Raw genomic sequence first — 26342 nt, 5'->3', positions numbered from 1 at the left:
CCTGATCGTTCAAATCCTCATTTTGCTATTCACTGCAGCAATCGGTATCTTGATCGGGTACTTCGTTCGCAAATCCATCGCAGAAGCCAAAATCTCCAGTGCGGAGCAATTGGCAAAACAAACGGTTGAAGAAGCTCGGCGTGAAGCAGATGCTAGTAAGAAAGAAGCGATCTTAGAAGCGAAAGATGAAGCTCATAAAATTCGCATGGAAGCAGAGCGTGAAGTTCGCGACCGCCGAAACGATGTTCAAAAACAGGAAAACCGATTAGTTCAAAAAGAAGAAGTATTGGACCGTAAAAGTGAAACGTTAGACAAGAAAGAGGAATCTCTCGAAAAGCGAGAAGATGATTTGTCAAAACGTCAAAAAGAAATCGACGACATGAATAGCAAAGTCGAGGAGTTGCTCAAAGAACAAAAACAAGAATTAGAACGTATTTCTGGCTTTACAAAAGACGAAGCACGTGAAATCATTATGAAAACGATGGAAGATGAATTAGTCCATGAGAAAGCAGTAATGGTTAAAGAAGCTGTAACAAAAGCAAAAGAAGAGGCTGATAAAAAAGCGAAAGAAATTTTATCTATGTCAATTCAACGTTGTGCAGCTGATCACGTTGCTGAAACGACAGTGTCAGTTGTTAACTTACCAAATGATGAGATGAAGGGTCGAATTATTGGTCGAGAAGGACGTAACATACGTGCACTCGAAACACTAACAGGTATTGATCTGATTATTGATGATACACCAGAAGCAGTTATCCTATCTGGTTTTGACCCAATTCGAAGAGAAATTGCAAAGACAACCCTAGAAAAACTTGTTCAAGACGGACGAATCCACCCTGCTCGAATTGAAGAGACAGTGGACAAGTCAAGAAGAGAAGTAGATGAAATGATTCGTGAATACGGGGAACAAACGACATTTGAAATGGGGATTCATAATTTACACCCAGACCTTATTAAGATTCTTGGTCGTTTGAAGTTCCGTACAAGTTATGGTCAAAATGTTCTTAAACATTCAATGGAAGTTGCCCACCTTGCAGGGTTGATGGCATCAGAAGTTGGAGAGGACGTTCAGCTTGCAAGAAGAGCCGGACTACTCCACGATTTAGGAAAAGCGATTGATCATGAAGTTGAAGGAAGTCACGTTGAAATTGGTGTTGAACTTGCAACGAAATATAAAGAACATCCAGTGGTAATTAACAGTATTGCGTCCCATCACGGGGATACAGAAGCAACGTCCGTTATTGCAACATTAGTTGCTGCGGCAGATGCTTTATCCGCTGCTAGGCCTGGGGCCAGAAGAGAAACGTTAGAAACGTATATTAAACGATTAGAGAAGTTAGAAGAAATCTCTGAATCGTTTGATGGAGTAGAAAAAACGTATGCAATTCAAGCAGGTCGTGAAGTACGTATCATGGTGAAACCAGACTTCATTAACGATGAAGACTCTTATCGACTCGCTCGAGAAATAACTAAGAAAATTGAAGAGGAGCTCGATTATCCTGGTCACATTAAAGTGACCGTAATCCGTGAAACAAGGGCAGTTGAGTATGCGAAATAAAGTGGCACCTTTGCCACTTTATTTTTATACATAAAAATAATAAACCGTATAAACTATAGTATCTAATGTTTATAGGATATGAACTTGCTTTATACTATATACAAAAGGTTTTAAGAATAACGATCTAAAATAAGAAAATCATATTTATCACTGTTAATAGAACGCTTTAAAGGAGAAATAATTCATGAAAATTATGTTTATTGGAGATGTTGTAGGTTCTCCAGGAAGAAACGTATTAAAGGAGTATTTACCAAAACTAAAAGGAAAATATCGTCCTGACTTTACGGTTGTCAATGGGGAAAATGCAGCAGGTGGTAAAGGCATTAATGAAAAGATTTATCATGAAATAAAAGAAGCTGGTGCAGATGTGATTACACTTGGAAATCATGCATGGGATAAGAAAGAAATTTTTGATTTTATCGATGATGCAAAAGACCTTGTTAGACCAGCAAACTTTCCTAGTGGAACACCAGGGGTTGGATATGTTATAAAAAAAGTAGGGAATAAATCTGTTGCAGTTATTAACGCTCAAGGTAGGGTGTTTATGAACGATAATGATTGTCCCTTTCGAAAACTTGAATCAATCGTAGATGAAGTGAGAGGTAAAGCTTCGATGATCTTCATAGATTTTCACGCTGAAGCAACGAGTGAAAAACAAGCTGTCGGTTGGTTCTTAGATGGACAAGTTACAGCAGTTGTCGGGACACATACACATGTTCAAACAGCTGATGAACGTATACTTCCAAATGGAACAGCATATATATCTGATGCAGGCATGACAGGTCCTTATGATGGAATTTTAGGTATGGACCGTGAAGTGATTATTAACCGATTTTTAACAAATTTACCAGCGAGGTTTGAAGTTGCTAAAGGTCGGGAACAATGTAATGGAGTCATCATTGATGTAGATCCATCTTCGGGAATGAGCAAGTCAATCAAACGAATTTCTATAAACGAAGATCGACCATTTTTTGATTAAAGGGCATAATTTTATATGTTTTGAATATATACAAAAAGAGGTATATATACATCAAAAGTCGCTTCATTACCATCATAACGTTATAGGAAACATTCTATTTCGCTATGTTGTTATGACTTATACACCACCATTTAATCCAATAAGGAGGTTCTGAAGTGGAAGTATTAAAAGTTTCAGCAAAATCTAATCCTAACTCTGTTGCCGGTGCTTTAGCTGGAGTCATTCGAGAAAGGGGAGCAGCAGAAATTCAAGCTATTGGAGCGGGTGCTTTAAACCAGTCTATCAAAGCAATTGCTATTGCAAGAGGGTTTGTTGCTCCAAGTGGCATTGATCTTGTTTGCATCCCAGCATTTACAGACATTCAAATTGATGGTGATGAACGCACAGCGATTAAATTAATTGTCGAACCGCGTTAATAATTATTAAACCTGCTTATGCATAGTAAGCAGGTTTTTTTCTTGATTTTTAAAAGAATTTGATTAAATGATAGAGAATAAAGAGAATTTTCACGCTTTAAGAAATGACAAAAAGTGTGGTACAATTAAAATGTGAAATCAGAGGTATGAAGTGAAAACACTTCAACTTAGAATGAAACGACCTTAGCGTTTTTACTTTAATTCTCGATAAACACAAAGTTGTAGAATGGGCGACTTCAAATAGATGTTCATCCTACAAGGTGAGAGAAAAGTAAGGCATATGAATGTGTGTACATTCACATGCAAAAGAAGAGTATTGCTAGATTAGAAGGGGTGGAGTAAACCATGATCAATCAACTTTCGTGGAAAGTTGGCGGACAGCAAGGTGAAGGGATTGAAAGTACGGGAGAAATTTTTTCTACCGCATTAAATCGATTAGGCTATTGCCTATATGGCTACCGTCACTTTTCATCAAGAATTAAAGGGGGGCACACGAACAATAAAATTCGTGTGAGTACAAAGCCAATTAACTCAATTTCAGATGACTTAGACATCCTCGTCGCTTTTGACCAAGAGACGATTGATGTGAATCATCATGAGTTAGTTGCTGGGGGAGTTATTATTGGTGACAGCAAATTTTCACCGACATTACCTGAAGGTTGTGAAGGAAAACTGATTTCAGTTCCATTCACAGAAATTGCTACAGAACTAGGAACATCTTTAATGAAAAATATGGTTGCAGTTGGAGCATCAGCTGCACTTCTTGGTGTGCCTGCTTCTGCATTTAAATCCGTTGTTGAACAAATTTTCTCACGAAAAGGTACAGCGGTTGTAGAAAAGAATATGAAAGCTATTGAAGAAGGTATGAAATACTTTACAAAAGAATCTGAAGGTGCTTTAGGTGATTATAAGCTTGCTGATGCAGATGGCAAAAACCGTATGTTTATGATTGGTAACGATGCGGTAGCTTTAGGAGCATTGGCAGGTGGAGCAAGGTTTATGCCTGCTTATCCAATTACACCAGCATCTGAGATTATGGAATATTTAATTAAAAAATTACCAGAATTCGGCGGTACAGTTATTCAAACGGAAGATGAAATTGCAGCATGTACGATGGCAATTGGAGCGAATTACTCTGGCGTTCGTTCATTGACAGCATCAGCAGGGCCTGGACTATCACTAATGATGGAAGCGATCGGTTTAAGTGGAATAACAGAAACACCACTTGTTGTTGTCGATACGCAACGTGGAGGTCCAAGTACAGGACTTCCTACGAAACAAGAACAATCAGATATTCTTGCAATGATCTATGGTACACATGGGGAAATTCCAAAGGTTGTTCTTGCCCCTTCTACAGTTGAAGAAGCATTCTATGATACTGTTGAAGCATTTAATATTGCAGAGGAGTATCAAGTTCCTGTTATTATTGTGACGGATTTAGCACTTTCATTAGGAAAGCAAACGGTTGATCCGTTAGAATTCGATAAAGTAGAAATACGCCGTGGCAAACTTAATTTAGAAGATTCATTGCCAGAATTAGAAAACAAAGAATATTTTAAGCGCTATAGAGTAACAGAAGACGGTGTTTCAGAACGCGTAATCCCTGGAATGAAAAATGGGATTCACCATGTAACTGGTGTAGAGCATAACGAGCAAGGAAAGCCCTCTGAGAGTCCAGTAAACCGAAAAGAACAAATGGAAAAAAGGATGAAGAAACTTCATAACTTGGAACAAAAGTTTCCTAATCCTGTCTATAAAAATGAAAAGCATGAAGAAGCTGATCTATTAATTTTAGGATTCAACTCAACAAGAGGAACGATTCAAGAAGCGATTCCTAGACTTGAGAGTGATGGTTTGAAAGTAAACCATGGGCAAGTGAGGTTATTACACCCATTCCCAACAGAAGAAGTAACAAGTATGATTGAAAAAGCGAAAAACGTAGTTGTTGTTGAAAACAACGCAACAGGTCAACTGTCTCAATTAGTGAAGATGAATGTAAATAGTAAGCAGAATGTAAAAACGATTTTGAAGTACGACGGCAATCCGTTCCTGCCCAAAGAAATTCATCAACAATGCAAGGAGTTGTTCTAATATGGCCACATTCAAAGATTTTAGAAATAATGTAAAACCAAATTGGTGTCCTGGATGTGGTGACTTCTCTGTACAAGCAGCAATTCAAAGAGCGGCTGCTAACGTAGGAGTTGATCCAGAAAACCTTGCTGTTGTTTCAGGCATTGGATGTTCAGGACGTATTTCAGGATATATTAATTCTTATGGATTCCATGGTATCCATGGTAGGTCATTACCAATTGCACAAGGTGTAAAAATGGCAAACCGTGACTTAACGGTAGTAGCATCTGGTGGTGATGGAGACGGATTTGCGATTGGAATGGGGCATACTGTTCATGCAATTCGTAGAAATATCGATGTAACGTATATTGTTATGGATAACCAGATTTACGGTTTAACGAAAGGTCAAACGTCACCACGAAGTGACATGGGTTTTAAAACAAAGAGTACACCAGGAGGCTCTATCGAATCGGCATTAAATGTTATGGAACTAGCATTATCATCTGGTGCAAGTTTTGTTGCCCAAAGCTTTTCAAGTGACTTAAAGGAACTTACATCGCTAATTGAACAAGGGATGAACCATAAAGGATTCTCCTTAATTAATGTGTTTAGTCCTTGTGTAACCTTCAACAAAATTAACACGTATGATTGGTTTAAAGAAAACTTAACGTCATTATCAACAATTGAAGACTATAATCCTTCTGACCGTAGTAAAGCAATGAATACTTTAATGGAGCATGAAGGTTTAGTTACGGGTCTTATTTATCAAGATAAAGAAAAGCCTTCTTATGAATCACTCGTTCACGGCTTTAAAGAAGAGCCTTTATCTGGTCAATCAATTGAGTTGGAAAAAGAACAATTTAATAAGCTTGTTTCCGAGTTTATGTAAAAAATAGTTTATATGTGAGCACACCTTAATTTATAGGTGTGCTCTTCTCATGCAATTATAATGAAACAAAATGGGTTCTATACTGAATGTTGTGGTCACCCTTATCGGATCAATGTTTCTCTTTGATCTAAAAAAAGACAAAAAAATAGCACCCAATTCTCTCTTTTTGTTAACCTTGAGTTACCACACAAAAAGAAACAAGGAGAGAATTAAGGTGCAACTAGATTTTATCACAAAGTTATTAGGGATTAAAGACAAGCATGTATTCGTATTTGATTCAGGAGAAGAAGAACAGTGCTTTTGGTTTGAACTTCATAGCGAAGTCCGAAAACAAAAGTGCCCAAAATGTAAAGAGAAGACAAAGCGAATCCATGGATATAGAATGCAATCGATTCAAGGAGCTCAGATAGCAGAGAAAAAGGTTTACTTACAATTAAGGAAACGCAGATATCGTTGTATGAACTGTGGCCATGCATTTTTTGAGAAGTTATCTTTTCTAGATAAATACCAACGACATACATCAATGCTTGCTCAAGAAGCGTTATCCTTATGTTCTGAAATGAGTTTTACACACGCAGCTAGAATCTCAGGAATGAGTACGAATCGTTACCTCCGCCTATTTGACAAACGGAAGATAACTGTAAACAAAGTCCTTCCAAGAGCGATTGCGATTGATGAGTTTAAGGGAGATGCAGGTAAAGAAAAGTACCAAACTGTGATCGTTGATGTAGAAAATCGACATATCATTGATATATTACCGGATCGAAAAGTGAAAACGATTGAAAATTACTTTAAAGAATGCGACACCGGTAAGGTAGAGATCGTTGTTATAGACTTATCCAAAGCATTTAAAGAAGCAGTACGTAGACAATTAGGGAGTCCACTAATCATAGCTGATCGGTTTCATTTCATGCGTCACGGGTACTGGGCATTTGATGAAGTGCGACGTGAACTACAGAATGAGTTACAAAAAGACCCTCGTATTAAGCTTAAACGATGTAAAGAACTCTTATGGAAGTCACCTGAAAAGCTTGATGAGAAAGGCAAAGCGAAGGTAGAAAAGCTATTACAAGCACACCCACAGTTAAGACAGGCATATGAAGTGAAAAATGCGCTAGACCAATGGTTTAAACAGAGTACACCAGAGAATGCGAAAGTTGGTTTAGAAGCATGGTATACCTTTGTGGAAGAGTCCGGCATTCCTTCATTTCAAAGGGTAGTAAAAATGTTTAAGAGATGGCAAACAGAGATCCTCCAATCGTTTATGTATCCTTATAACAATGGCTACATTGAAGGTGTGAATAATACAACGAAAGTAACGAAGAGGATGTCATATGGAATTAAAAGCTTTGAGAGATTACGAATGAAGATTTTGTGGAGACAAATGGTTAGATCCCATGCGGTTTAAACCGCATGGGTAGAGAGAATTGGGAATTTCTGCACCACAACAATTGACAGAGAGCCACAAAATGGTACGAATGAAAGTTACTAATGCGACTATTTATAGTTGCAACGTGTATTATTTTCTTTATAATGATTTATGGAAACGCTTTCTTTTTATTTTTTGTTTTCGTGTGACGGACTGTTCTGTTTACGAGAACAGTCCACCGTGCTAAAATAAAAAACGTAAGCTTTTATTCTTTGAAAGAACTAGATGAAATGCTATTTTAAAAGGATTATAGAAATGGAAGGTGGAGAGCACCGTGACAAAAATGATGAAAGCGATTGTAAAAGACGAAAGAGCACCAGGTGCAACATTAAAAGAGGTCCCAGTTCCAACAATTGGTGACCAAGAAGTTTTAATTCAAGTAAAAGCAACGTCCATTTGTGGGACTGATGTTCATATTTACGCATGGGATGAGTGGAGCCAAAGTCGAGTAAAACCACCTTATGTATTCGGTCATGAATTCTCAGGTGTCGTAGTAGAAAAAGGAAAACTCGTAAATAATGTTGAAGTAGGCGAGCACGTTTCTGCAGAAACGCATATCGTTTGTGGTCATTGTCCGCAATGTTTAACAGGTCAAGCTCATATTTGTGCTAATACTGAAATCATTGGTGTTGACCGTGATGGCTGTTTCGCTGAATACGTCGCGTTACCTGCTGAAAACTTATGGAAAAATGACCCTGAACTACCATTTGACGTAGCGAGTGTTCAAGAACCAATGGGGAATGCGGTTCACACTGTTTTAGCGGGAGATGTTACTGGTAAAACAGTTGCAGTAATTGGTTGCGGACCAATAGGAATTATGGCTGTTGGTGTAGCAAAAGCCGCAGGCGCATCACAAGTCATTGCATTTGATTTAAATGATTATCGTCTTGGGTTAGCCAAAGACATGGGAGCTACGACAACTGTAAACTCGATGAATGAGGATCCACTTGAAGTCGTTCAGTCATTAACGAACGGACAAGGTGTAGATGTTGTTTGTGAAATGAGCGGTCACCCCGTTGCAATGGACCAAGGATTTAAAATGGTTACAAACGGTGGGCGAGTGTCCATTCTAAGTCTTCCTGTAAAACCAGTCGAGATTGATGTAACAAATGATATCGTCTTTAAAGGGATTACAGTTCAAGGGATCACAGGTCGTAGAATGTATGAAACATGGCAACAAGTATCTGGCCTATTAGAGTCAGGTCAAGTTGATGTAAAGCCAATGATTACACACCACTTCTCTTTAGAAGAATTCGAAAAGGGATTTGACTTAATGATTAAAGGTGCTTGTGGTAAAGTGGTCTTACACCCATAGAAAGTCACATGAAAATCGAGGAGGTATGGAAAATGAAAGGATTTGAATATTTAGAACAAGAACTAGATCAAATGAGAGAAGAAGGGCTTTTTCGTTCATTAGTACCACTAGAGTCTGATCAAGAGGCAAAAGTAACTATCAATGGAAAAGAAGTCATTCAACTTTCTTCAAACAACTACTTAGGGCTAACGACACACCCTCGTATGAAAGAGGCTGCATTAAAAGCTGTTGAAGAATATGGAGCTGGAACAGGTTCTGTACGTACGATTGCTGGTACGTTTACTATGCACGAAGAGTTTGAAAAGAAACTTGCAGAGTTTAAACATACAGAAGCAACACTAGTTTTACAGTCTGGCTTTACTGCAAACCAGGCAATCCTTTCTTCAATCTTAACGAAAGAAGATGTTGTTATATCAGATGAGCTAAACCATGCGTCAATTATAGATGGTATCCGTCTAACGAAAGCAGCACGTAAAATCTATAAGCACGTTGATATGGAAAGCTTAGAAGAGGCGTTAAAAGGAACACAAGAATACCGTAAGCGTCTTGTCGTTACGGATGGTGTCTTCTCAATGGATGGAAACATTGCACCGTTACCGGAAATTGTTGAGCTATGTGAAAAATATGATGCGCTAATTATGGTTGATGACGCTCACGCAAGTGGTGTATTAGGTCGAAACGGACGTGGAACAGTCGATCACTTTGATTTGAATGGTCGAGTTCACATTCAAGTGGGTACTTTAAGTAAAGCAATCGGCGTACTTGGTGGATATATTGCAAGTACACAAGCTGTGAGAGATTACTTAATCCATAAAGGAAGACCATTCCTTTTCAGTACCTCACATCCACCAGCAGTTACAGCAGCGTGCTCTGAAGCGATTGATGTTTTACTTGAAGAACCAGAACGAATCGACCGCTTATGGGAGAATGCGAAATTCTTTAAAGACGGCTTACATGCTCTAGGATATAACACTGGTAAGAGTGAAACACCAGTTACACCTGTAGTTGTTGGTGATGGTGCAAAAGCTCACGAGCTATCAGATAAGCTTTTAGAATACGGAGTGTTTGCTCAAGGGATTGCATTCCCAACTGTTCCAAAGGGTGAAGCTCGTGTTCGTACGATCGTTACAGCTGATCATACGAGAGAACTTTTACAAGAAGCGCTTGATGCTTTTGAAAAAGCAGGAAAAGAAGTAGGAATTATATAAGAATGTAAAAGCAGGCGGTGGATATCATGTCCATCGCCTTATTTATTAGTGCTGTTATTACGAAAAAATACTTAAACTATCTTATCATGACAACAACCGAAGGAATAATCAACATTAGTCTTCAACTAAGGTTTTCTATTTTTGAGAGTGATTATATTTTGTCTAAAAATTGTCGATTATGATCATGTATTGTTTAATTGATATGTAGGGTTTATAATGGTTAGTTGTATATCATGATTATAATAACATTAAGATACCTTAAAACATGCTTTTATATGGAGGGCTATTGTTCATAAGCTTTCATATGATAGATTTGTAATAAAAGAAAGGGGATTAAAATGAACGAAGAACAGCGTCTAGGTAAAGCGACTAATACTGGTCAAGAAGAGACAACGGACCAAAAATCCGCGACGTCTAAAAAAGATTATGCCCAGTATTTCCAAGCAACTTACATTCCGCCAGATTTAAAGCAAGCAAAAAAGCGTGGAAAAGAGGATGTAGAAGTCCACTATGACTTTGATATCCCAGAAGATATGCAAGGAATAGGAAAAGGGAAGAAATTTTTAATTCGTACGTACGGATGCCAAATGAACGAACATGATTCAGAAAACATGGCAGGAATTTTAATGAACATGGGATTTGAATCCACAACAGAAACTGATAATGCAGATATTATTTTGTTAAATACATGTGCGATTCGTGAAAATGCTGAAAATAAAGTGTTTGGTGAAATCGGACACTTAAAAGCATTAAAACGTGAGCGTCCTGAATTAATTATTGGTGTATGTGGATGTATGTCTCAAGAAGAATCCGTTGTTAATAAGATTTTAGAAAAGCACCAACAAGTAGACTTGATTTTTGGAACGCATAATATTCACCGCTTACCAACGTTAATTAAAAACGCAATTTTCAATAAAGAAATGGTCATCGAAGTATGGTCAAAAGAAGGCGACATTATTGAAAATATGCCACGTGCTCGTAAAGGGCAAATTCAAGGCTGGGTTAACATTATGTACGGCTGTGATAAGTTCTGTACGTACTGTATCGTTCCGTATACTCGTGGTAAAGAACGTAGTCGTCGTCCAGAGGATATTATTGAAGAAGTGCGTCATCTCGCTCGTAACGGTTATAAGGAAATAACGTTACTCGGACAAAATGTTAACGCCTATGGTAAAGATTTAGTAGATATGGATTATGGTTTAGGTGACTTAATGGATGAAATCCGAAAAATCGATATTCCACGTGTACGATTTACGACTAGCCATCCGCGTGATTTTGATGATCACTTAATTGACGTTCTTGCAAAAGGCGGAAATTTAGTAGAACATATTCATTTACCAGTTCAAAGTGGTAATAGTGACATGCTAAAGTTAATGGCTAGAAAATATACGCGTGAAAGTTATATCGAATTAGCGAACAAAATTAAGGAGAAGATTCCACACGCTTCATTTACAACTGATATCATTGTGGGATTCCCTAATGAAACAGACGAGCAGTTCGAAGATACGCTTTCACTAATGAAAGAGATGGAGTATGACAGTGCATTTACGTACATTTATTCACCACGTGAAGGTACTCCAGCAGCGAAAATGGAAGATAATATTCCGATGGAAGTGAAGAAAGACCGTCTGCGCCGTTTAAATGAAGTTGTAAACGACATTGCTGCGAAAAAGAATCAACCTTACAAAGATCAAGTTGTTGAAGTGCTGGTTGAAGGTGAAAGTAAGAAAGATCCAGATGTATTAACAGGTCGTACCCGGACAAATCGTCTTGTTAATCTTCGTGGACCAAAGTCTGCGATTGGTGAATTAATAAAAGTAAAAATTACAGAAACGAAAACATGGTCCTTAGATGGCTATGTTGTAGAAACTGCAGAGGTGACTAGCTCATGACAAAGTTATATACAAAAGAAGATGTAAGAGAAAAAGCAAAAGAATTAGCTAGCATGATATCAGAAACAGAAGAAGTAGACTTCTTTAAGCGTGCTGAACTTCAAATCAATGACCATTTGAAAGTTCAAGAAATTATTGGTCAAATCAAATCACTACAAAAAGAAGCTGTTAATTTAAAACATTATGAAAAACACGAAGCATTAAAAGCAGTTGAAGATAAAATCGATGCACTGCAAGATGAGTTAGATAATATTCCATTAGTTCAAGAATTCAAACAATCTCAAACTGATGTAAATAATTTACTACAACTAGTAAGTTCAACGATTTCAAACACAGTCACGAAGAAAATCATTGAATCTACTGGTGGAGATCCGCTTCAAGGAACAACGACGAAAAACCCATTTAATAGTGGTTGTTAAAATATAATAAGAGTGTAATTGAAAAAGTGTGTTCGCATAAAATGATGTGAACACACTTTTTTTTCGTCATTGTAAAAGGTAAGTGTTGACAAATGCGAAGTTACTTCAGCACCAAAGAGCATGAAAATAAGTTTAATTGTATGAGCCGCGTCCACGAGATTCCAGTGGGGTATGCATCAGGTGAAGCCACCGCGATAGCAAGTGTAACGAATCTTCGCAGGACGATCGCACTTGTACCTAGATGTAAAAGCGAGTAGACATGAGCGTATGGACCGTTATTAAATTTCTTTTCAGGGTAGCCTTTTATAAAAACTTATGACTCTTTGTTGCTGATTTAATAAGATTTAGAGGGTCTTAGAAAAAAATATAAAAGAAAATTGTAAACCTAAGGTCATTAACCTCGTCTTGAGTTCATATACATAATTGAACTATGGATGAGGATAAGGAAGTAATGATTAGGAAAGGAGACAGTTCTATTTATTTTATAAAATTTTTTCAACTTACCGGAACTATTCATTACTCACTATCATAGGGTAGAGTAGTCAGTTATTTTATTCACACTAGTCATTTGTCATGCATAACATGCAAGTGAAACCGTTTTATTTTCATGGGTTCGTTTGCTGAGCGTCAATAATGTTTGAGGAGGGAAAAGCATGTCACCAGCAGACAGAGAGCTAAATTACAGAGAGATTATTACGAAAGCCGTATGTGGAAAAGGTAGAAAATTTTCTCAAGCAAGTCATTCCATATCTCCTGCACAAAAACCAACGAGTATTTTAGGTTGTTGGATCATCAACCACAAATACGATGCAACAAAAAAAGGTGATGCGATAGAGGTCCATGGAAAGTATGACATCAATATATGGTATTCGTATAGTAACAATACGAAAACCAATGTTGCTACAGAAACCGTGGAGTACAAAGATGTCGTCCCACTAGCGATGCAAGACAAAAATGTTTTGTCTGAGGAATTAGAAGTAATTGCTCGTGCAATCCAGCAGCCAAATACGTTAGAAGCAACAATTGCTGGAAACGGGACAGATTGCGATGTTCAAGTTGAAAGGGAATTCCTTGTTGAAGTAATTGGTGAGACAAAAGTTTGTGTTTACGTAAATCCAGATGGAGTAAGTGATGAATGGGATGAAAAAGTTTGGGATTATGATGTAGAAGACGAAGAGTTTGAAGATCTTGATCCAAACTTCCTCATGGGCGATCTAGAAGAATAAATGGAGCGGGAAGAAGGCATATCTTCTTCCTTATTTCTTTTTCTTTCATTAACTAAAAAGGTAGGATGAAAAGATTATGAAGATAGATCCTTGGAATGTTCATAAAATAGAGACAAGCCTTCCATTAGATAATGCCTTACAAGTTAAAGTAAGTGGTTCAGAATATGATGCATCTCGTATTTTTTTAAAAGAGCCGATGAAAGATCAATTTAAAGAAATAACAATAAAAAACTTAAAATCGTATTACTTAGGACAAGAACTATTAGATATTGTCTTTCAAGCAGCTTACTATTCCGATAAGCGTTTTTTTACGGTTCATGTCCAACGTTTTGGAAAAGAGATACAGATGATTTCCATGAAATATGCCCCCACTGTTCATAAGCGAGAAGAAACGAACGATAAAGACTATCCGCTTTTAGGCTCTGATTTTGAAGTGATGTTAACAAACAATGAAACAAAGAAATTTGTATCTGTACCAATGATGGAGGATGAAGGCAGACAAGTTGGTGTAGACCGTGCTTTAATTCGTAAAGGTTTTACTTTTTCTCAGCCAATCCTTGAATTAAGAACGAAACCGGTTAAGTCAGGTATCGAACTTCATAAAGAATGTTTTAGAGTAAAAAAGAAACTCGAGCAAAACATAAAGAACAAAAAATTATCTGTTATTTCAGGTGGTAACCCTCACAGCCGCTTTTATTTAGGGGGCCATTTTCATATTTCAAATCAGCGTCCAACGTATGAAACAGTTAATCAATTAGATCAACTAGTATCTATTCCTCTTGCGGCGATTAGTAAGAATGAAGATATAAACAGAAGAAGTTCATATGGAAGGTTAGGGAGTCTACGTAAAAATAACTATGCGGGTTTCGAATATCGAACATTGTCATCCTGGTATAAATATATTGATGGCGGAAAACCCTTTTTTGAATGGATCGAAACGGTTTTTTTAACAAAACAATTATGTGATAATCCGTTATCCAAACAAATGAGTGAAGCATATTATCGTGGAGACCTCCAAGAATTATGGAAAATAACAGAATCAAATATTCGGCATATTCAACAAACGACTTCAAAAGCCGTTAAAATAAAGGCTGATCGTTTTATGCAGTGGCTATACGAGAGAAAACAGAACCATTAATAAAGCATTTGTCATATGTTATAATAATACCCGTTATAAAGATTGTCCAAATAGGGATGAACAAGTGAAATGCGGGGGAAGACAAATGGCAAAACAAACGCCAATGATGGAGCAATATTTACGTATTAAGGCAGAACATGAAGATGCCTTTTTATTTTTTCGTTTAGGAGATTTTTACGAACTTTTTTTCGAAGATGCGATAAATGCAGCAAAAGAGCTAGAAATTACGTTAACGAAAAGAGGAAAAGGTGACGATGCGATCCCAATGTGTGGAGTTCCGTATCATTCCTCAGAACAATACATATCTCAGTTAATTGAAAAAGGCTATAAAGTGGCAGTCTGTGAACAAACAGAAGACCCACAGCAAGCAAAAGGTGTCGTTAAACGTGAAGTCGTTCAAATTATTACACCAGGCACAGTGATGGAAGGAAGAGCGGTTCAAGATCAAGAGAATAATTATTTACTATCTATTACAGACTTTTCCGAATCGGAATATGGTATTTGTGCGGTTGATATGACGACAGGTGAATTTTTAACAACGGTTATTACTTCAAGTTTCGAAGATGTCATTCATGAAGCAGCAAGTTTTCGTCCAAGAGAAATTGTCGTTCCGGCTTCTTTTTCTGAAGAAAAGCAGCAAAGGTTAAAAGTTCGCCTGGGGATTACTCTTTCTTATGAAGACAAGTGTGAAGATATTGAAGAATTAGACGAGCTCGTTCATCGTTTAATGGATGATCATGCAGTCGTTGCTTGTAAACGTCTACTCACATATATTCATCGAACGACAAAGCGATCACTCGACCACATCCAACAAGCAACCTATTACATGCTAAATGAATACATGACGATTGATTCTTATTCGAAAAGAAACTTAGAATTAGTAGAAACGATACGTGAGAAGAAAAAGCAAGGTTCGCTTTTATGGGTATTAGATAAAACCGTAACTGCTATGGGTGCGAGGACATTAAAACAATGGGTTGAGCGCCCGTTAATTCATAAGGAAATGATTACAAAAAGGTTAAGTTTAGTTGACTCGTTTATTGAACATTATTTTGAGCGGGAATCGATTCGAGACCACTTATCAAGTGTGTATGACCTTGAGCGTTTATCAGGGAAAGTCGCTTTTGGTAATGTCAATGCTCGTGATTTGATACAATTGAAGCGTTCCTTAGAAGAAGTGCCACGTTTGTTTGATATTGTCCAAAGTTTAGGAAATGAGTATGTAAAAGAATTGTTACAACAAGCAGATCATTGTGAACCGTTAAAAGAGATTCTTCAAAATAGTATTCACGAAGACCCACCTATTTCTATTACAGAAGGAAACATTATTAAAGATGGTTACAATAGAGAATTAGATGAATACCGTGATGCAATGAGAAACGGAAAGTCATGGATCGCACAGATGGAGCGAAAAGAGCGGGAAGAAACGGGTATTAAGTCCTTAAAAGTAGGGTTTAATAAAGTCTTTGGTTATTACATTGAAGTAACGAAAGCAAACCTGCATTTATTACCTGAAGGACGCTATGAAAGAAAACAAACGCTCACTAACGCTGAACGATTTATTAGTGAAGAACTAAAAGAAAAAGAAGCTTTAATATTAGAAGCAGAAGAAAATGGTGAAAAGCTAGAATATGAACTATTTATGGAAGTTCGTGAAAAAGTAAAAGATTATATTCGCTCTTTACAAGAGCTCGCGAATATCGTTAGTACAATTGATGTTTTACAAAGCTTTGCAGAAGTAGCTGAGAAAAATCATTACGTTAAGCCAAAGATGAATGATGATGGAGACGTTCAAATCGTTGAAGGACGTCATCCTGTCGTTGAACAAGTCATTGATATCGGCGATTATGTGGCCAATGATTTATCATTAAATAAAGAAAGAGAATTACTACTTATTACTGGACCGAACATGGCAGGTAAAAGTACGTATATGAGGCAACTTGCATTGATTTCGATCATGGCACAAATCGGCTCATATGTACCTGCTGATGAGGCGAGCTTACCGATATTCGATCAAATCTTTACGAGAATTGGTGCAGCTGACGATTTGGCTCAAGGGCAAAGTACATTCATGGTAGAAATGCTTGAAACGAAACATGCAGTATCAAAAGCAACAAAGAATAGTCTTATTTTATTAGATGAGATCGGTAGAGGGACATCGACTTATGATGGGATGGCACTAGCGCAATCGATTATCGAATATATTCATGATGAAATTGGAGCTAAGACATTGTTTTCCACGCACTATCACGAATTAACAACGTTAGAAAAGCAATGTGAAAGACTCCAAAATGTTCACGTTTCTGCCATTGAAGAGGATGGAAAAGTCGTGTTCTTGCATAAAGTTGTAGATGGCTCTGCAGATCGCAGCTATGGTATTTATGTTGCTGAATTAGCTGAACTTCCAGAAAAGCTTATTAGACGTGCCAAAGACATCTTATTTGATTATGAGAATGGACAAGACGCGAACGTTCCAAGAGTAGAAGAGAAAAAAGAAGTGCTCCAAGAACCTGCAGTTTCTCCAGGAGAACAGTTAACGTTATTTGAAGATACAATGGAACAACTAACGAACAAAGAATCAGCTTCAGTTGAGTTAGACGACAAAGATAAAGAAGCGTTAAAAGAACTTAAAGAGTTAAATTTATTACATGTATCACCAATTAAAGCGATTGAAGTGCTAGATCAACTCCAACGAAAATTAAAGTCCTAGTTGATTCCAATGATTAGCCGTAGAAGAGAAGGAGGTGCACAAAGTGGGGAAGATTTATCAATTAGATGATTTGCTATCAAATAAGATTGCGGCAGGTGAAGTCGTTGAACGGCCCGCCTCTGTTGTGAAAGAATTAGTTGAGAACTCATTAGATGCTAATAGTACAAATATTCGAGTGGATATAGAAGAAGGTGGATTATCCCTTATTCGTGTTTTGGATAATGGAGAAGGAATTGAAGAAGATGATATCGAAACTGCTTTTCATCGACATGCGACGAGTAAAATAAGAGAAGATCAGGATTTATTTAAGATAGCAACGTTAGGCTTTCGGGGAGAAGCATTACCGAGTATTGCATCTGTTTCGAAATTAACATTGAAGACGAGTGATGGTACAAAAGAAGGGCAAGAAATTCGTATAGAAGGCGGTAGGATTGTCCATAAAGGCTCGACTTCATCAAGAAAAGGAACGGAAATTCAAGTATCAGATATTTTTTATAATACACCCGCCAGGTTGAAGTATTTACGAACGATTCATACAGAACTTGGTCATATCTCTGATTGTTTGAATCGAATGGCGTTATCACATCCGAATGTAGCTTTTCATTTAACACATAACGGTAAAACGTTATTAAAAACATCTGGGAATGGTGATTTATTAAAAGTTATTGCTTCAATATATGGTACAAGCGTAGCAAAGAAGATGATGCCTTTTGAAGCTGAATCTTTAGATTTTAAAGTAAAAGGATTTATCGCCAAACCAGAAGTGACTAGATCGAATCGTTCTTATATGTCTACAATCATTAATGGTCGTTATATTCGAAACTATATGTTGATGAAGGCTGTTCAAGAAGGTTACCATACATTACTTCCAATCGGGAAGTTTCCCATTGTCGTATTACACATCGATATGGATCCAATCTTAGTGGATGTAAATGTCCATCCATCGAAATTAGAAGTGCGAATTAGTAAAGAACAAGCACTACAAGAGCTTTTGACAAAAGAAATTAAACAACTGTTTAAAAATACGCAACTCATTCCAGAAGTGAAAAAAACAATGTATGAAAAGCCAAAGTCTGAACAAATATCGTTCCAATTACGTCATGACCATACAGAAAAAGAAAGGCGAGACGATCATTTTGAACATAATCGTACAATCGATCAACGGGAAGACCATGTAAAAGAAACAAAACAAGCAGTACTTGATCAGCCAGAAGTGATTGAGAGCGTTCAAACATCAGTTGATGAGAAAGAGAATGACTATATAGAAAAAACAGTAGTTGAATCTACTTATACGGCTCAAACCAACGAACAAGCTAGTAAGCAGGCAAAAATAGATCCTTCAATAAAAGATGATGAGCGAGAGGGAGAAGAGGGAATCGCACATGAAGTTCCTACTTTATATCCGATTGGCCAACTTCATGGCACGTATATTCTTGCTCAAAATGACCAAGGATTATATATTGTTGACCAACATGCTGCACAAGAACGAATCAAGTATGAGTTTTTTAGAGAAAAAGTTCGAAATGTAGATCGTACTCTACAAGATTTACTCGTACCGCTTACGTTTGAGTTTACACAGAAAGAAGAAGAGCGGATTAAAGAACATTCAGACATGTTAAAAGAGGTAGGGGTTTACTTAGAACCATTTGGAACAAGGACGTATATTGTACGCTCATATCCTACATGGTTTCCAAAAGGACAAGAACAAGAAGTCATTGAAGAGATGATTGAACAGCTTAAAGAGAAAAATACAATCGACATCGGAAAAATCCGTGATGATGCAGCAATTTTAATGTCTTGTAAAGCAGCAATTAAAGCAAATCGATATTTAACTCACGATGAAATGTTTCAATTACTAGAAACGATAAGGTCTTGTGAAGAGGCATATACTTGCCCGCATGGGCGGCCAATTCTCCTTCATTTCTCAACGTATGAAATGGAACGGATGTTTAAAAGAGTCATGTAAATGAATAACTAAAGGATGGTTTGATCGTGACTAAAGTAATGATAACAACAGCTGGCCGCCCTAGTGAACAAACAATTGCACGTGCCAAAGAAATTGCCCGAGAGCTGGATGTGACCTATATTCACCGTAATAAACAATCAGTAAATGACTTAATCGAAAGATTTGAAGCGGTCATCATTGTAGTAGGGAAAGAAAGATTGGAGGTATTCTCATTAAAAGATGAATCTCCCTTCTTTTTTCACCCGAATGCGGCGATGTTTCGTGCAAAGCGGTGGCTGAAAGCGAAAGAAGATCCTCTTGTAACTGCATGTAAAATACAAAGAGGAGATCGTATTTTCGATGGTACACTTGGCTTAGCGTCTGATGCGATTTTAACAAGTTTAGCGGTTGGTCATGAGGGGGAAGTGATTGGTTCAGAAACCTCTCGTCTTATAGCCTATATCGTTAAACAAGGATTACAAACGTACAAATCAGGTATTGAAGAAATCGATGAAGCAATGAGGAGAATTACAGTAGAGCATGCTGAAAACCTGACTTGGCTTTGTGAACAAGAAAATGACAGTGTCGATATCGTTTATTTTGATCCGATGTTTGAAGAAGCAGTAAAAGGATCAACAGGCTTCGATGCGATCCGACCGATGACTTCCAATAATGATCTATCATTTGAAATCATTGAACAAGCTAAGAGAGTTGCCAAAAAGAGAGTCGTTTTAAAAGATCACTTTCGAAGTGAAAGGTTCGACAAATACGGTTTTAACGTTCAAGTTCGGCCTTCTGCTACATATCATTATGGAGTGATTGAGCTCTCGAGTTAAATGAAATAGAAGATAAGTATCATCGCTGTTTGATATAACCAATTTTTAATAGATAAGATGACAAAACGTAAGGTGAAAATCATGAACAAACTGATCGTTATTGTAGGGCCGACAGCTGTTGGTAAAACAGCTACTAGTATCTCTTTAGCAAAGGCTTTTGGCGGAGAAATTATTAGTGGCGATTCCATGCAAGTGTATAAACAAATGGATATAGGAACAGCCAAAATTACGAAAGACGAAATGGAAGGAATTCCTCATCACTTAATTGATATAAAAGAACCGACAGAAAGCTTTTCAGTCGCTGAATTTCAAGAGAGGGCAAAATCACTCATTCATAAAATCCAGCAAAAAAATAAAATTCCATTCATTGTTGGTGGGACCGGTTTATATGTGAATTCTGTGATTTATGACTATGACTTTTCACAATCAGAAAGTGACCCTAAATTTCGTATGGAAATGGAAAATTATGCCGATACTTATGGCGGGATTGCCTTACATGAAAAATTGAAAGATATTGATCCAAAAAGTTATCGAGACATTCATCCGAATAATACAAGGAGAGTCATACGTGCATTAGAGGTTTATCATATGACAGGAAAGCCAGTGAGTGAACGAAACGATCAACAAATCGTATCTCCTTATGATGCGACCGTTATCGGACTCACCATGGAGCGGGATCTTTTATATGAACGAATTAATAAAAGAGTCGATCTAATGATTGAAGAAGGATTGATAGATGAAGCGAAAAGATTATATGCTCTTGGAGTTCGTGATTGTCAATCCGTTCAAGCGATAGGGTATAAAGAAATCTATCGTTATCTAGCCGGGAAGCTTACAAAAGAAGAAGCAATTGAAGAGTTAAAACAAAATTCAAGGCGATACGCAAAACGCCAATTAACTTGGTTTCGTAACAAAATGGAGATCGATTGGTTTGATATGTCAGAAGCGAGGGAAAAAAAGCTTCAAGAAATTCATAAATTTTTAGAAGGAAAGCTGTTTTAAATCGCGAATATAGATAATAATGTGATAAGAGGGAGGCCATTGTGTCATGAAACAACAATCAGTTAATATTCAAGATCAATTTTTGAACCAGTTAAGAAAAGAGAACATTCCCGTAACAGTTTTTTTATTGAACGGATTTCAATTGCGCGGCTTTGTAAAGAGTTTCGATAATTTTACAATTATTCTTGATACGGACGGAAAGCAACAACTTGTTTACAAACATGCGATTTCTACATTTTCACCACAGCGCAATGTACAACTGAATCAAGATAACAGTTAAAAGTTAAAAGTTAAAAGGCTGTTTCAAAGGTAAACACTTTGAAGCAGCCTTATCTTGTTATTAGATGATATTTCTGTTTTCGACAAAGTCAATATATGGGTCTAAAGGCTGTGTGGTTTTAAATGCTAACTCTTTTTGAAGTGATTGTTTTGTTCTTCCTCGAAGTAATTCTTGGATGATATATGTTTTACGTAAGCTACTCGCTGAGGAACCTGAATGTAAGCCTGTTCTTCTCATTTCAGTTCGTACCATTTTTTGAATCGCAACAACCGTTAACGGTTTCGGTGCATTCGTTTCATAATCCCACCTATAGGTTCCTCTTTGATAATCAAAAGCGATAAAGAAATAATGTTTGTCGTATCGGTTTGGCCGGACAGGGGAAGGGATGGATTGAAAATATGAATATAACTTTTCTTTATCTTCTTGTTTGATGACTACTTCACGAACAATATTTTGCCGTCTTATTACCTCCATTTTATTTGAAGAAAAATGGATGTTATTAACCGTTATATTAACGACTTCTTGTACAGATAAACCGTAATGTAACATGAGCGTCATAATCATTTCATTGCGATCAATGAATAAATGGCGAAACTTTTTCTGGTTGTCAGTAAGCCCCGCATTACTTCTTAACGTTTGAAAGAGTTTGATAATCTCTTTTTCATCTAATATTTCATGCTGGTCAATACTTCTTAAGCGTCTTTGTTCATAAATGAAATCCTCGATCATTTCTACATAATCTTTTTTCTTATAATAATGAAAATACTGTTTTAGTACTGATAAAACTCGTCTTACACTATTTTTAGAATAGCAATGGTTGTCTACTAAATAAGTATAATATAACTGAAGGTCATCTCTTGTTGGGGAAGGATTCTTGATTGTATGTTTGTTCGTTTGAAGCCATAAATGGAAATGCTTTAAATCATATTCGTACCTCTTTAATGTGCTTGGTTGCTTTGTATTTTTCAATGATTGTAAGTACGTATCAATATAACGTTGCACGTTCAATCCTCCTCACTTTATGACTTCCTTTCATTCTATCATGACTTTTGGACATAGAGGACATAGGCATTTGTCACGCTTTGAGAATAATTGCGTATAGTAGTTGTGACAGAATTCTTTCCACTATACAATAGAGGGCGGTGACCTCATTGGATCAGTCAAAAATGAAACGAAAAGGACAAATCAATATCGTCTTAAAAAATACAACAAAGCACGACTTGACGATCGATGAAGCGAGTGTACTAGAAGAACCTAAACATTCTGCATATAAACATATTGAAAAAGAGTTAGAACAATTTGTAGGGTTAAGTAGTATTAAACATTTTATAAAAGAGATTTATGCTTGGATTTATTTAAATCAAAAAAGGCAAGAAGCGGGCTTAAAACCGGGGAAGCAAGTATTGCACATGGTTTTTAAAGGGAACCCTGGAACTGGTAAAACGACAGTCGCTCGACTTATTGCGAAACTGTTTAAAGATATGGGGGTACTCGAAAAGGGTCATTTAATCGAAGCAGAACGAGCAGATTTAGTTGGAGAATATATTGGCCATACAGCACAAAAGACGAGAGACCTTATTCAAAAAGCAATTGGTGGTATACTATTTGTAGACGAAGCTTACTCTCTAGCTCGAGGAGGAGAAAAAGACTTCGGGAAAGAAGCGATTGATACGCTTGTCAAAGCGATGGAAGACCAGCAACATTCCTTTGTGTTAATATTAGCGGGATATCCGAAAGAAATGGATCGATTTCTACAGTTAAACCCAGGTCTACCTTCTAGGTTTCCGATGAAAGTTACGTTTCCTAACTACACCGTCGATGAATTAGTCTTAATTGCAAAAAAGATGATTCATGAGCGAGAGTATACAGTTAGTGAAAGTGCAGAACAAACTTTAAGACAATTATTAGTTGATGCAAAACAAAAGGAATATGAGCATTTTAGTAATGGACGGTTTATTCGTAACTTGTTGGAAAAAAGCATTAGAGCACAGGCACTTCGTTTACTTGAAGAGGACGATTATAACAGAGAGAGATTAATGACATTATCTAGTAGAGATTTACGAAAAGCATATAAGGCCTCAAATAATTAGCTTAGGAGGAATGAGTGTGTACGATAAAGGTCAAGTCGATAAGGAGAGAGTCTTACTCGTCGGTGTAAAAAGCCAAAGCATCGACGATGAAGCTTTTCTTTTTCGAATGGATGAATTAAGAGAATTAACGAAAACTGCTGGTGGGACGGTCGTGATGGAGGTCACTCAAAATCGCGAACATCCTAACTCAGCGACATACATAGGTAAAGGAAAAGTGAATGAGATGGTTCAAATCATTGAAGAGTATGATATTCAGCTTATCATCTTTAATGATGAACTATCGCCATCGCAATTACGTAATTTAACGAAGACATTAGATGTTAAGGTGATTGACCGAACGCAGCTAATCTTAGATATTTTTGCGAGGAGAGCCCAATCAAAAGAAGGTAAATTACAGGTAGAGCTTGCTCAATTAAGCTACCTATTACCTCGTTTACGTGGACAAGGTCATATGTTGTCGCGTTTAGGTGGAGGAATTGGGACGAGAGGACCGGGTGAAACGCAATTAGAAGTTGACCAACGTCATATTCGCAATCGTATGACAGATATTAAACGTCAACTTGATCAAGTTGTTTCACATCGGGAGCGTTATCGAAGTAGACGAAAGAAGAATCAGACGTTCCAAATTGCTTTAGCGGGTTATACGAATGCGGGAAAATCGACACTTCTTCACCGTTTGTCTGAAGCAGACGTGTACATGGAAAATCAACTATTCGCAACGTTAGATCCAACGACGAAAAAAATGTCAATGCCTTCTGGTATGGATGTTTTATTAACAGATACAGTTGGTTTTATTCAACAATTGCCAACCTCATTAATTGCAGCTTTCCGATCAACGTTAGAAGAAGTAAAAGAAGCAGACTTAATTTTACATGTTGTCGATGCTTCGAATGAAGACTTTCCAAACCATGAAAAAACTGTGAATCAGTTACTAAGTGAATTAGAAGCTGACAAGCTTCCGATCCTAACCGTCTATAATAAACGTGATGCTTTAACAGGGGACTTTATCCCTTACACGGAAGGGCCGTCTATTTTGATGAGTGCATATCACGAGAAAGACTTGTTCAAGTTAAAAGAAAAAATTGAAGCTGTGATGGAAGAAGATTTTTCTCCATATATCGTGTACATAAATGCTCATGAAGGTAAGCTACTTCATCGTCTCCAGCAAGAAACGATTCAACAAGAAAGAATCTTTGATGAAGAAAAGGAACGATATTTTGTACGAGGATACGCATCACCACAATCCTCGATTTACCATGAGCTGCAACAGAGACAGCAAACTGAAGACTAAAGGAGCTCTATTGAACATGCAATCAGACGTATTAGAACAATTAGAGGAGATTCGCAATCATGCCGAATCAACATTACAACCTTATTTTCAAAAACGAGAGAAGATTAGCGAATACAATCAAAGAAAAGTGTTAAAAGCATTTAAAAATCATGAAGTGTCGGATTTTCATTTTCAAGCTTCAACTGGGTATGGTTATGATGATTCGGGAAGAGATACATTAGAAGCGATTTATGCTGAAGTGTTTGGTGGGGAAAAAGCGATTGTCAGACCGCAAATCGTTTCAGGTACTCATGCAATTAGTACAGCTTTATTTGGCGTCCTTCGCCCAAGTGATGAACTTTTATACATTACAGATAAACCATATGACACATTAGAAGAAGTTGTCGGTGTTCGTGGAGAGAATACAGGTTCATTAAAAGACTATGGAATTGGTTATAATTACGTACCTTTAATAGAAGGTGCTGTTGATTTTGAAAAGGTGCAAGAGGCGATTACTAAGAAAACGAAAGTAATTGGTATTCAACGTTCAAAAGGGTACGATTTGAGGCCATCATTTACAATTGAGCAAATAAAAGAGATGATTGATTTTGTCAAAGATATTAACAATGAGATCATTGTTTTTGTTGACAACTGTTACGGAGAATTCGTAGAAAAACAAGAGCCATGCGACGTAGGAGCAGATTTAATGGCAGGATCATTAATTAAAAATCCAGGGGGCGGCATTGTAAAAACGGGTGGCTATATTGTTGGGAAAGAAAAATATATAGACCTATGCGGTTATCGCTTAACGGCACCAGGAATTGGATTAGAAGGAGGAGCTTCACTTTATAGTTTACTCGAAATGTATCAAGGATTTTTCCTAGCTCCTCATGTCGTTAATCAAGCAGTAAAAGGGGCAATATTTACAGCGAAATTTTTAGAAGATGTAGGTATGGAGACTTCACCATCATGGTCAACGGAACGAACGGATTTGATTCAATCAGTTGTCTTTCCGTCAAAAGAGACGATGGTCGGTTTTTGTCAGGCGATTCAAGGAGCATCTCCAGTAGACGCTCATGTGAAGCCTCAGCCGAGTTATATGCCGGGTTATAAAGATGATGTGATTATGGCGGCGGGAACCTTTATTCAAGGAGCAAGTATTGAATTAACCGCCGACGGACCACTTAGACCACCGTACACAGCATATGTGCAAGGTGGTTTAACGTATGAACACGTAAAGATCAGTGTTTATGACGCGGTTCTATCACTGATTGAAAATGGTTTATGGTCGATTGAAAAATAAGATTACTTGTTTATGAAAGCGGGGAATGGATGTAGTATCCATTCCTTTTTCTATGCGATCGTAAGATTTTGTTTAGATCGTTTGTTAACTTCAAAGGTTAGTCATAGTTAGGAGAGGGATAGAATGGTAATAAAACGATGTTTTCAAATAAGGAGTGATAGCAGGAAAAATTCTTTGTTAGATTATCTAACAACATTACACATAACGAATAAAATCTTCGTTAGTATAAGATTAACGAAAGACAGCGAAGGTGAATGAAAGATCATTTGAAAGTATACAGTAACTCATTTTCGCTTATTTTAAGAAAGATGGAAGACGTCTGTAAATGCATTTATAGCATGGACAATTTTAAGGAGGAGAAAATTTA

21 protein-coding genes are annotated in these 26342 nt (G+C 37.1%); 20 read left to right on the top strand and 1 reads right to left on the bottom strand.

All coding sequences use genetic code 11. From position 1 onward, the window contains the following. Position 1: 1 nt before the first annotated feature. From rny to hfq, 17 genes are all read left to right on the top strand, one after another. Positions 2–1558: a ribonuclease Y gene (rny, locus tag LGQ02_RS12350; protein ID WP_404802429.1), complete on the top strand. Its 1557-nt coding sequence runs from the start codon at positions 2–4 to the stop codon at positions 1556–1558. Positions 1559–1742: 184 nt separating this feature from the next. After that, positions 1743–2537: a TIGR00282 family metallophosphoesterase gene (locus LGQ02_RS12345; protein ID WP_226514672.1), complete on the top strand. Its 795-nt coding sequence runs from the start codon at positions 1743–1745 to the stop codon at positions 2535–2537. Positions 2538–2692: 155 nt separating this feature from the next. Beyond that, a complete protein-coding gene (locus tag LGQ02_RS12340; protein ID WP_226514671.1) occupies positions 2693–2953 on the top strand; it encodes a stage V sporulation protein S in 261 nt (86 codons plus the stop codon). 345 nt (positions 2954–3298) lie between these two features. After that, positions 3299–5044, top strand: a complete 1746-nt coding sequence (locus tag LGQ02_RS12335; protein ID WP_226514670.1) for a 2-oxoacid:acceptor oxidoreductase subunit alpha — start codon at positions 3299–3301, stop codon at positions 5042–5044. 1 nt (position 5045) lies between these two features. Further along, the gene (locus tag LGQ02_RS12330) at positions 5046–5912 is read left to right on the top strand and encodes a 2-oxoacid:ferredoxin oxidoreductase subunit beta (protein WP_226514669.1); all 867 of its coding nucleotides are present in this window, start codon (positions 5046–5048) and stop codon (positions 5910–5912) included. Positions 5913–6126: 214 nt separating this feature from the next. After that, positions 6127–7320 carry an ISL3 family transposase gene (locus tag LGQ02_RS12325; RefSeq protein WP_226514668.1) on the top strand — a complete coding sequence of 398 codons (1194 nt, stop codon included), beginning with the start codon at positions 6127–6129 and terminating at the stop codon, positions 7318–7320. A gap of 295 nt (positions 7321–7615) precedes the next feature. Further along, the gene (gene tdh, locus LGQ02_RS12320) at positions 7616–8656 is read left to right on the top strand and encodes an L-threonine 3-dehydrogenase (protein ID WP_226514667.1); all 1041 of its coding nucleotides are present in this window, start codon (positions 7616–7618) and stop codon (positions 8654–8656) included. A 32-nt stretch (positions 8657–8688) separates the two neighbouring features. Beyond that, entirely contained in the window at positions 8689–9864 is a 1176-nt protein-coding gene (locus LGQ02_RS12315) for a glycine C-acetyltransferase (protein WP_226514666.1), read from the top strand. Between the two features lie 338 nt (positions 9865–10202). After that, a complete protein-coding gene (miaB, locus tag LGQ02_RS12310; protein ID WP_226514665.1) occupies positions 10203–11756 on the top strand; it encodes a tRNA (N6-isopentenyl adenosine(37)-C2)-methylthiotransferase MiaB in 1554 nt (517 codons plus the stop codon). After that, positions 11753–12175 (top strand): YlbF/YmcA family competence regulator, encoded by a 423-nt coding sequence (locus tag LGQ02_RS12305; protein ID WP_226514664.1) that lies wholly within the window; start codon positions 11753–11755, stop codon positions 12173–12175. Before miaB ends, LGQ02_RS12305 begins: the two co-directional genes overlap by 4 nt. A gap of 653 nt (positions 12176–12828) precedes the next feature. After that, the gene (locus LGQ02_RS12300; RefSeq protein WP_226514663.1) at positions 12829–13401 is read left to right on the top strand and encodes an outer spore coat protein CotE; all 573 of its coding nucleotides are present in this window, start codon (positions 12829–12831) and stop codon (positions 13399–13401) included. A 76-nt stretch (positions 13402–13477) separates the two neighbouring features. Continuing rightward, entirely contained in the window at positions 13478–14539 is a 1062-nt protein-coding gene (locus LGQ02_RS12295) for a putative amidoligase domain-containing protein (protein WP_226514662.1), read from the top strand. 85 nt (positions 14540–14624) lie between these two features. After that, positions 14625–17249, top strand: a complete 2625-nt coding sequence (gene mutS, locus LGQ02_RS12290; protein ID WP_226514661.1) for a DNA mismatch repair protein MutS — start codon at positions 14625–14627, stop codon at positions 17247–17249. 43 nt (positions 17250–17292) lie between these two features. Continuing rightward, positions 17293–19215 carry a DNA mismatch repair endonuclease MutL gene (mutL, locus tag LGQ02_RS12285; RefSeq protein WP_226514660.1) on the top strand — a complete coding sequence of 641 codons (1923 nt, stop codon included), beginning with the start codon at positions 17293–17295 and terminating at the stop codon, positions 19213–19215. Positions 19216–19241: 26 nt separating this feature from the next. Further along, the gene (locus tag LGQ02_RS12280; protein WP_226514659.1) at positions 19242–20030 is read left to right on the top strand and encodes a class I SAM-dependent methyltransferase; all 789 of its coding nucleotides are present in this window, start codon (positions 19242–19244) and stop codon (positions 20028–20030) included. Positions 20031–20111: 81 nt separating this feature from the next. After that, positions 20112–21032 carry a tRNA (adenosine(37)-N6)-dimethylallyltransferase MiaA gene (miaA, locus tag LGQ02_RS12275; RefSeq protein ID WP_226514658.1) on the top strand — a complete coding sequence of 307 codons (921 nt, stop codon included), beginning with the start codon at positions 20112–20114 and terminating at the stop codon, positions 21030–21032. A 46-nt stretch (positions 21033–21078) separates the two neighbouring features. Further along, on the top strand, positions 21079–21312 hold the full coding sequence (hfq, locus tag LGQ02_RS12270) for an RNA chaperone Hfq (protein ID WP_226514657.1): 234 nt from the start codon (positions 21079–21081) through the stop codon (positions 21310–21312). A 60-nt stretch (positions 21313–21372) separates the two neighbouring features. On the opposite strand, the gene LGQ02_RS12265 is transcribed toward hfq, so the two are convergent. Further along, entirely contained in the window at positions 21373–22314 is a 942-nt protein-coding gene (locus LGQ02_RS12265) for a tyrosine-type recombinase/integrase (RefSeq protein ID WP_226514656.1), read from the bottom strand. Positions 22315–22478: 164 nt separating this feature from the next. Here LGQ02_RS12265 and spoVK point away from each other — a divergent pair, with 164 nt between their 5' ends. From spoVK to LGQ02_RS12250, 3 genes are read left to right on the top strand one after another with little or no spacing between them, the layout of a single operon-like run. After that, positions 22479–23402: a stage V sporulation protein K gene (gene spoVK / locus LGQ02_RS12260; RefSeq protein WP_404802428.1), complete on the top strand. Its 924-nt coding sequence runs from the start codon at positions 22479–22481 to the stop codon at positions 23400–23402. Positions 23403–23418: 16 nt separating this feature from the next. Further along, a complete protein-coding gene (gene hflX / locus LGQ02_RS12255) occupies positions 23419–24693 on the top strand; it encodes a GTPase HflX (protein ID WP_226514654.1) in 1275 nt (424 codons plus the stop codon). 16 nt (positions 24694–24709) lie between these two features. Next, positions 24710–25975 carry a methionine gamma-lyase family protein gene (locus LGQ02_RS12250; protein WP_226514653.1) on the top strand — a complete coding sequence of 422 codons (1266 nt, stop codon included), beginning with the start codon at positions 24710–24712 and terminating at the stop codon, positions 25973–25975. The last annotated feature ends 367 nt before the right edge of the window (positions 25976–26342 follow it).

Source organism: Bacillus shivajii (genome assembly GCF_020519665.1).
Classification (GTDB): domain Bacteria; phylum Bacillota; class Bacilli; order Bacillales; family Salisediminibacteriaceae; genus Bacillus_CA; species Bacillus_CA shivajii.
Note: the sequence above shows the minus strand (reverse complement) of the source record. Positions and strands in the feature narration are given on the sequence as shown.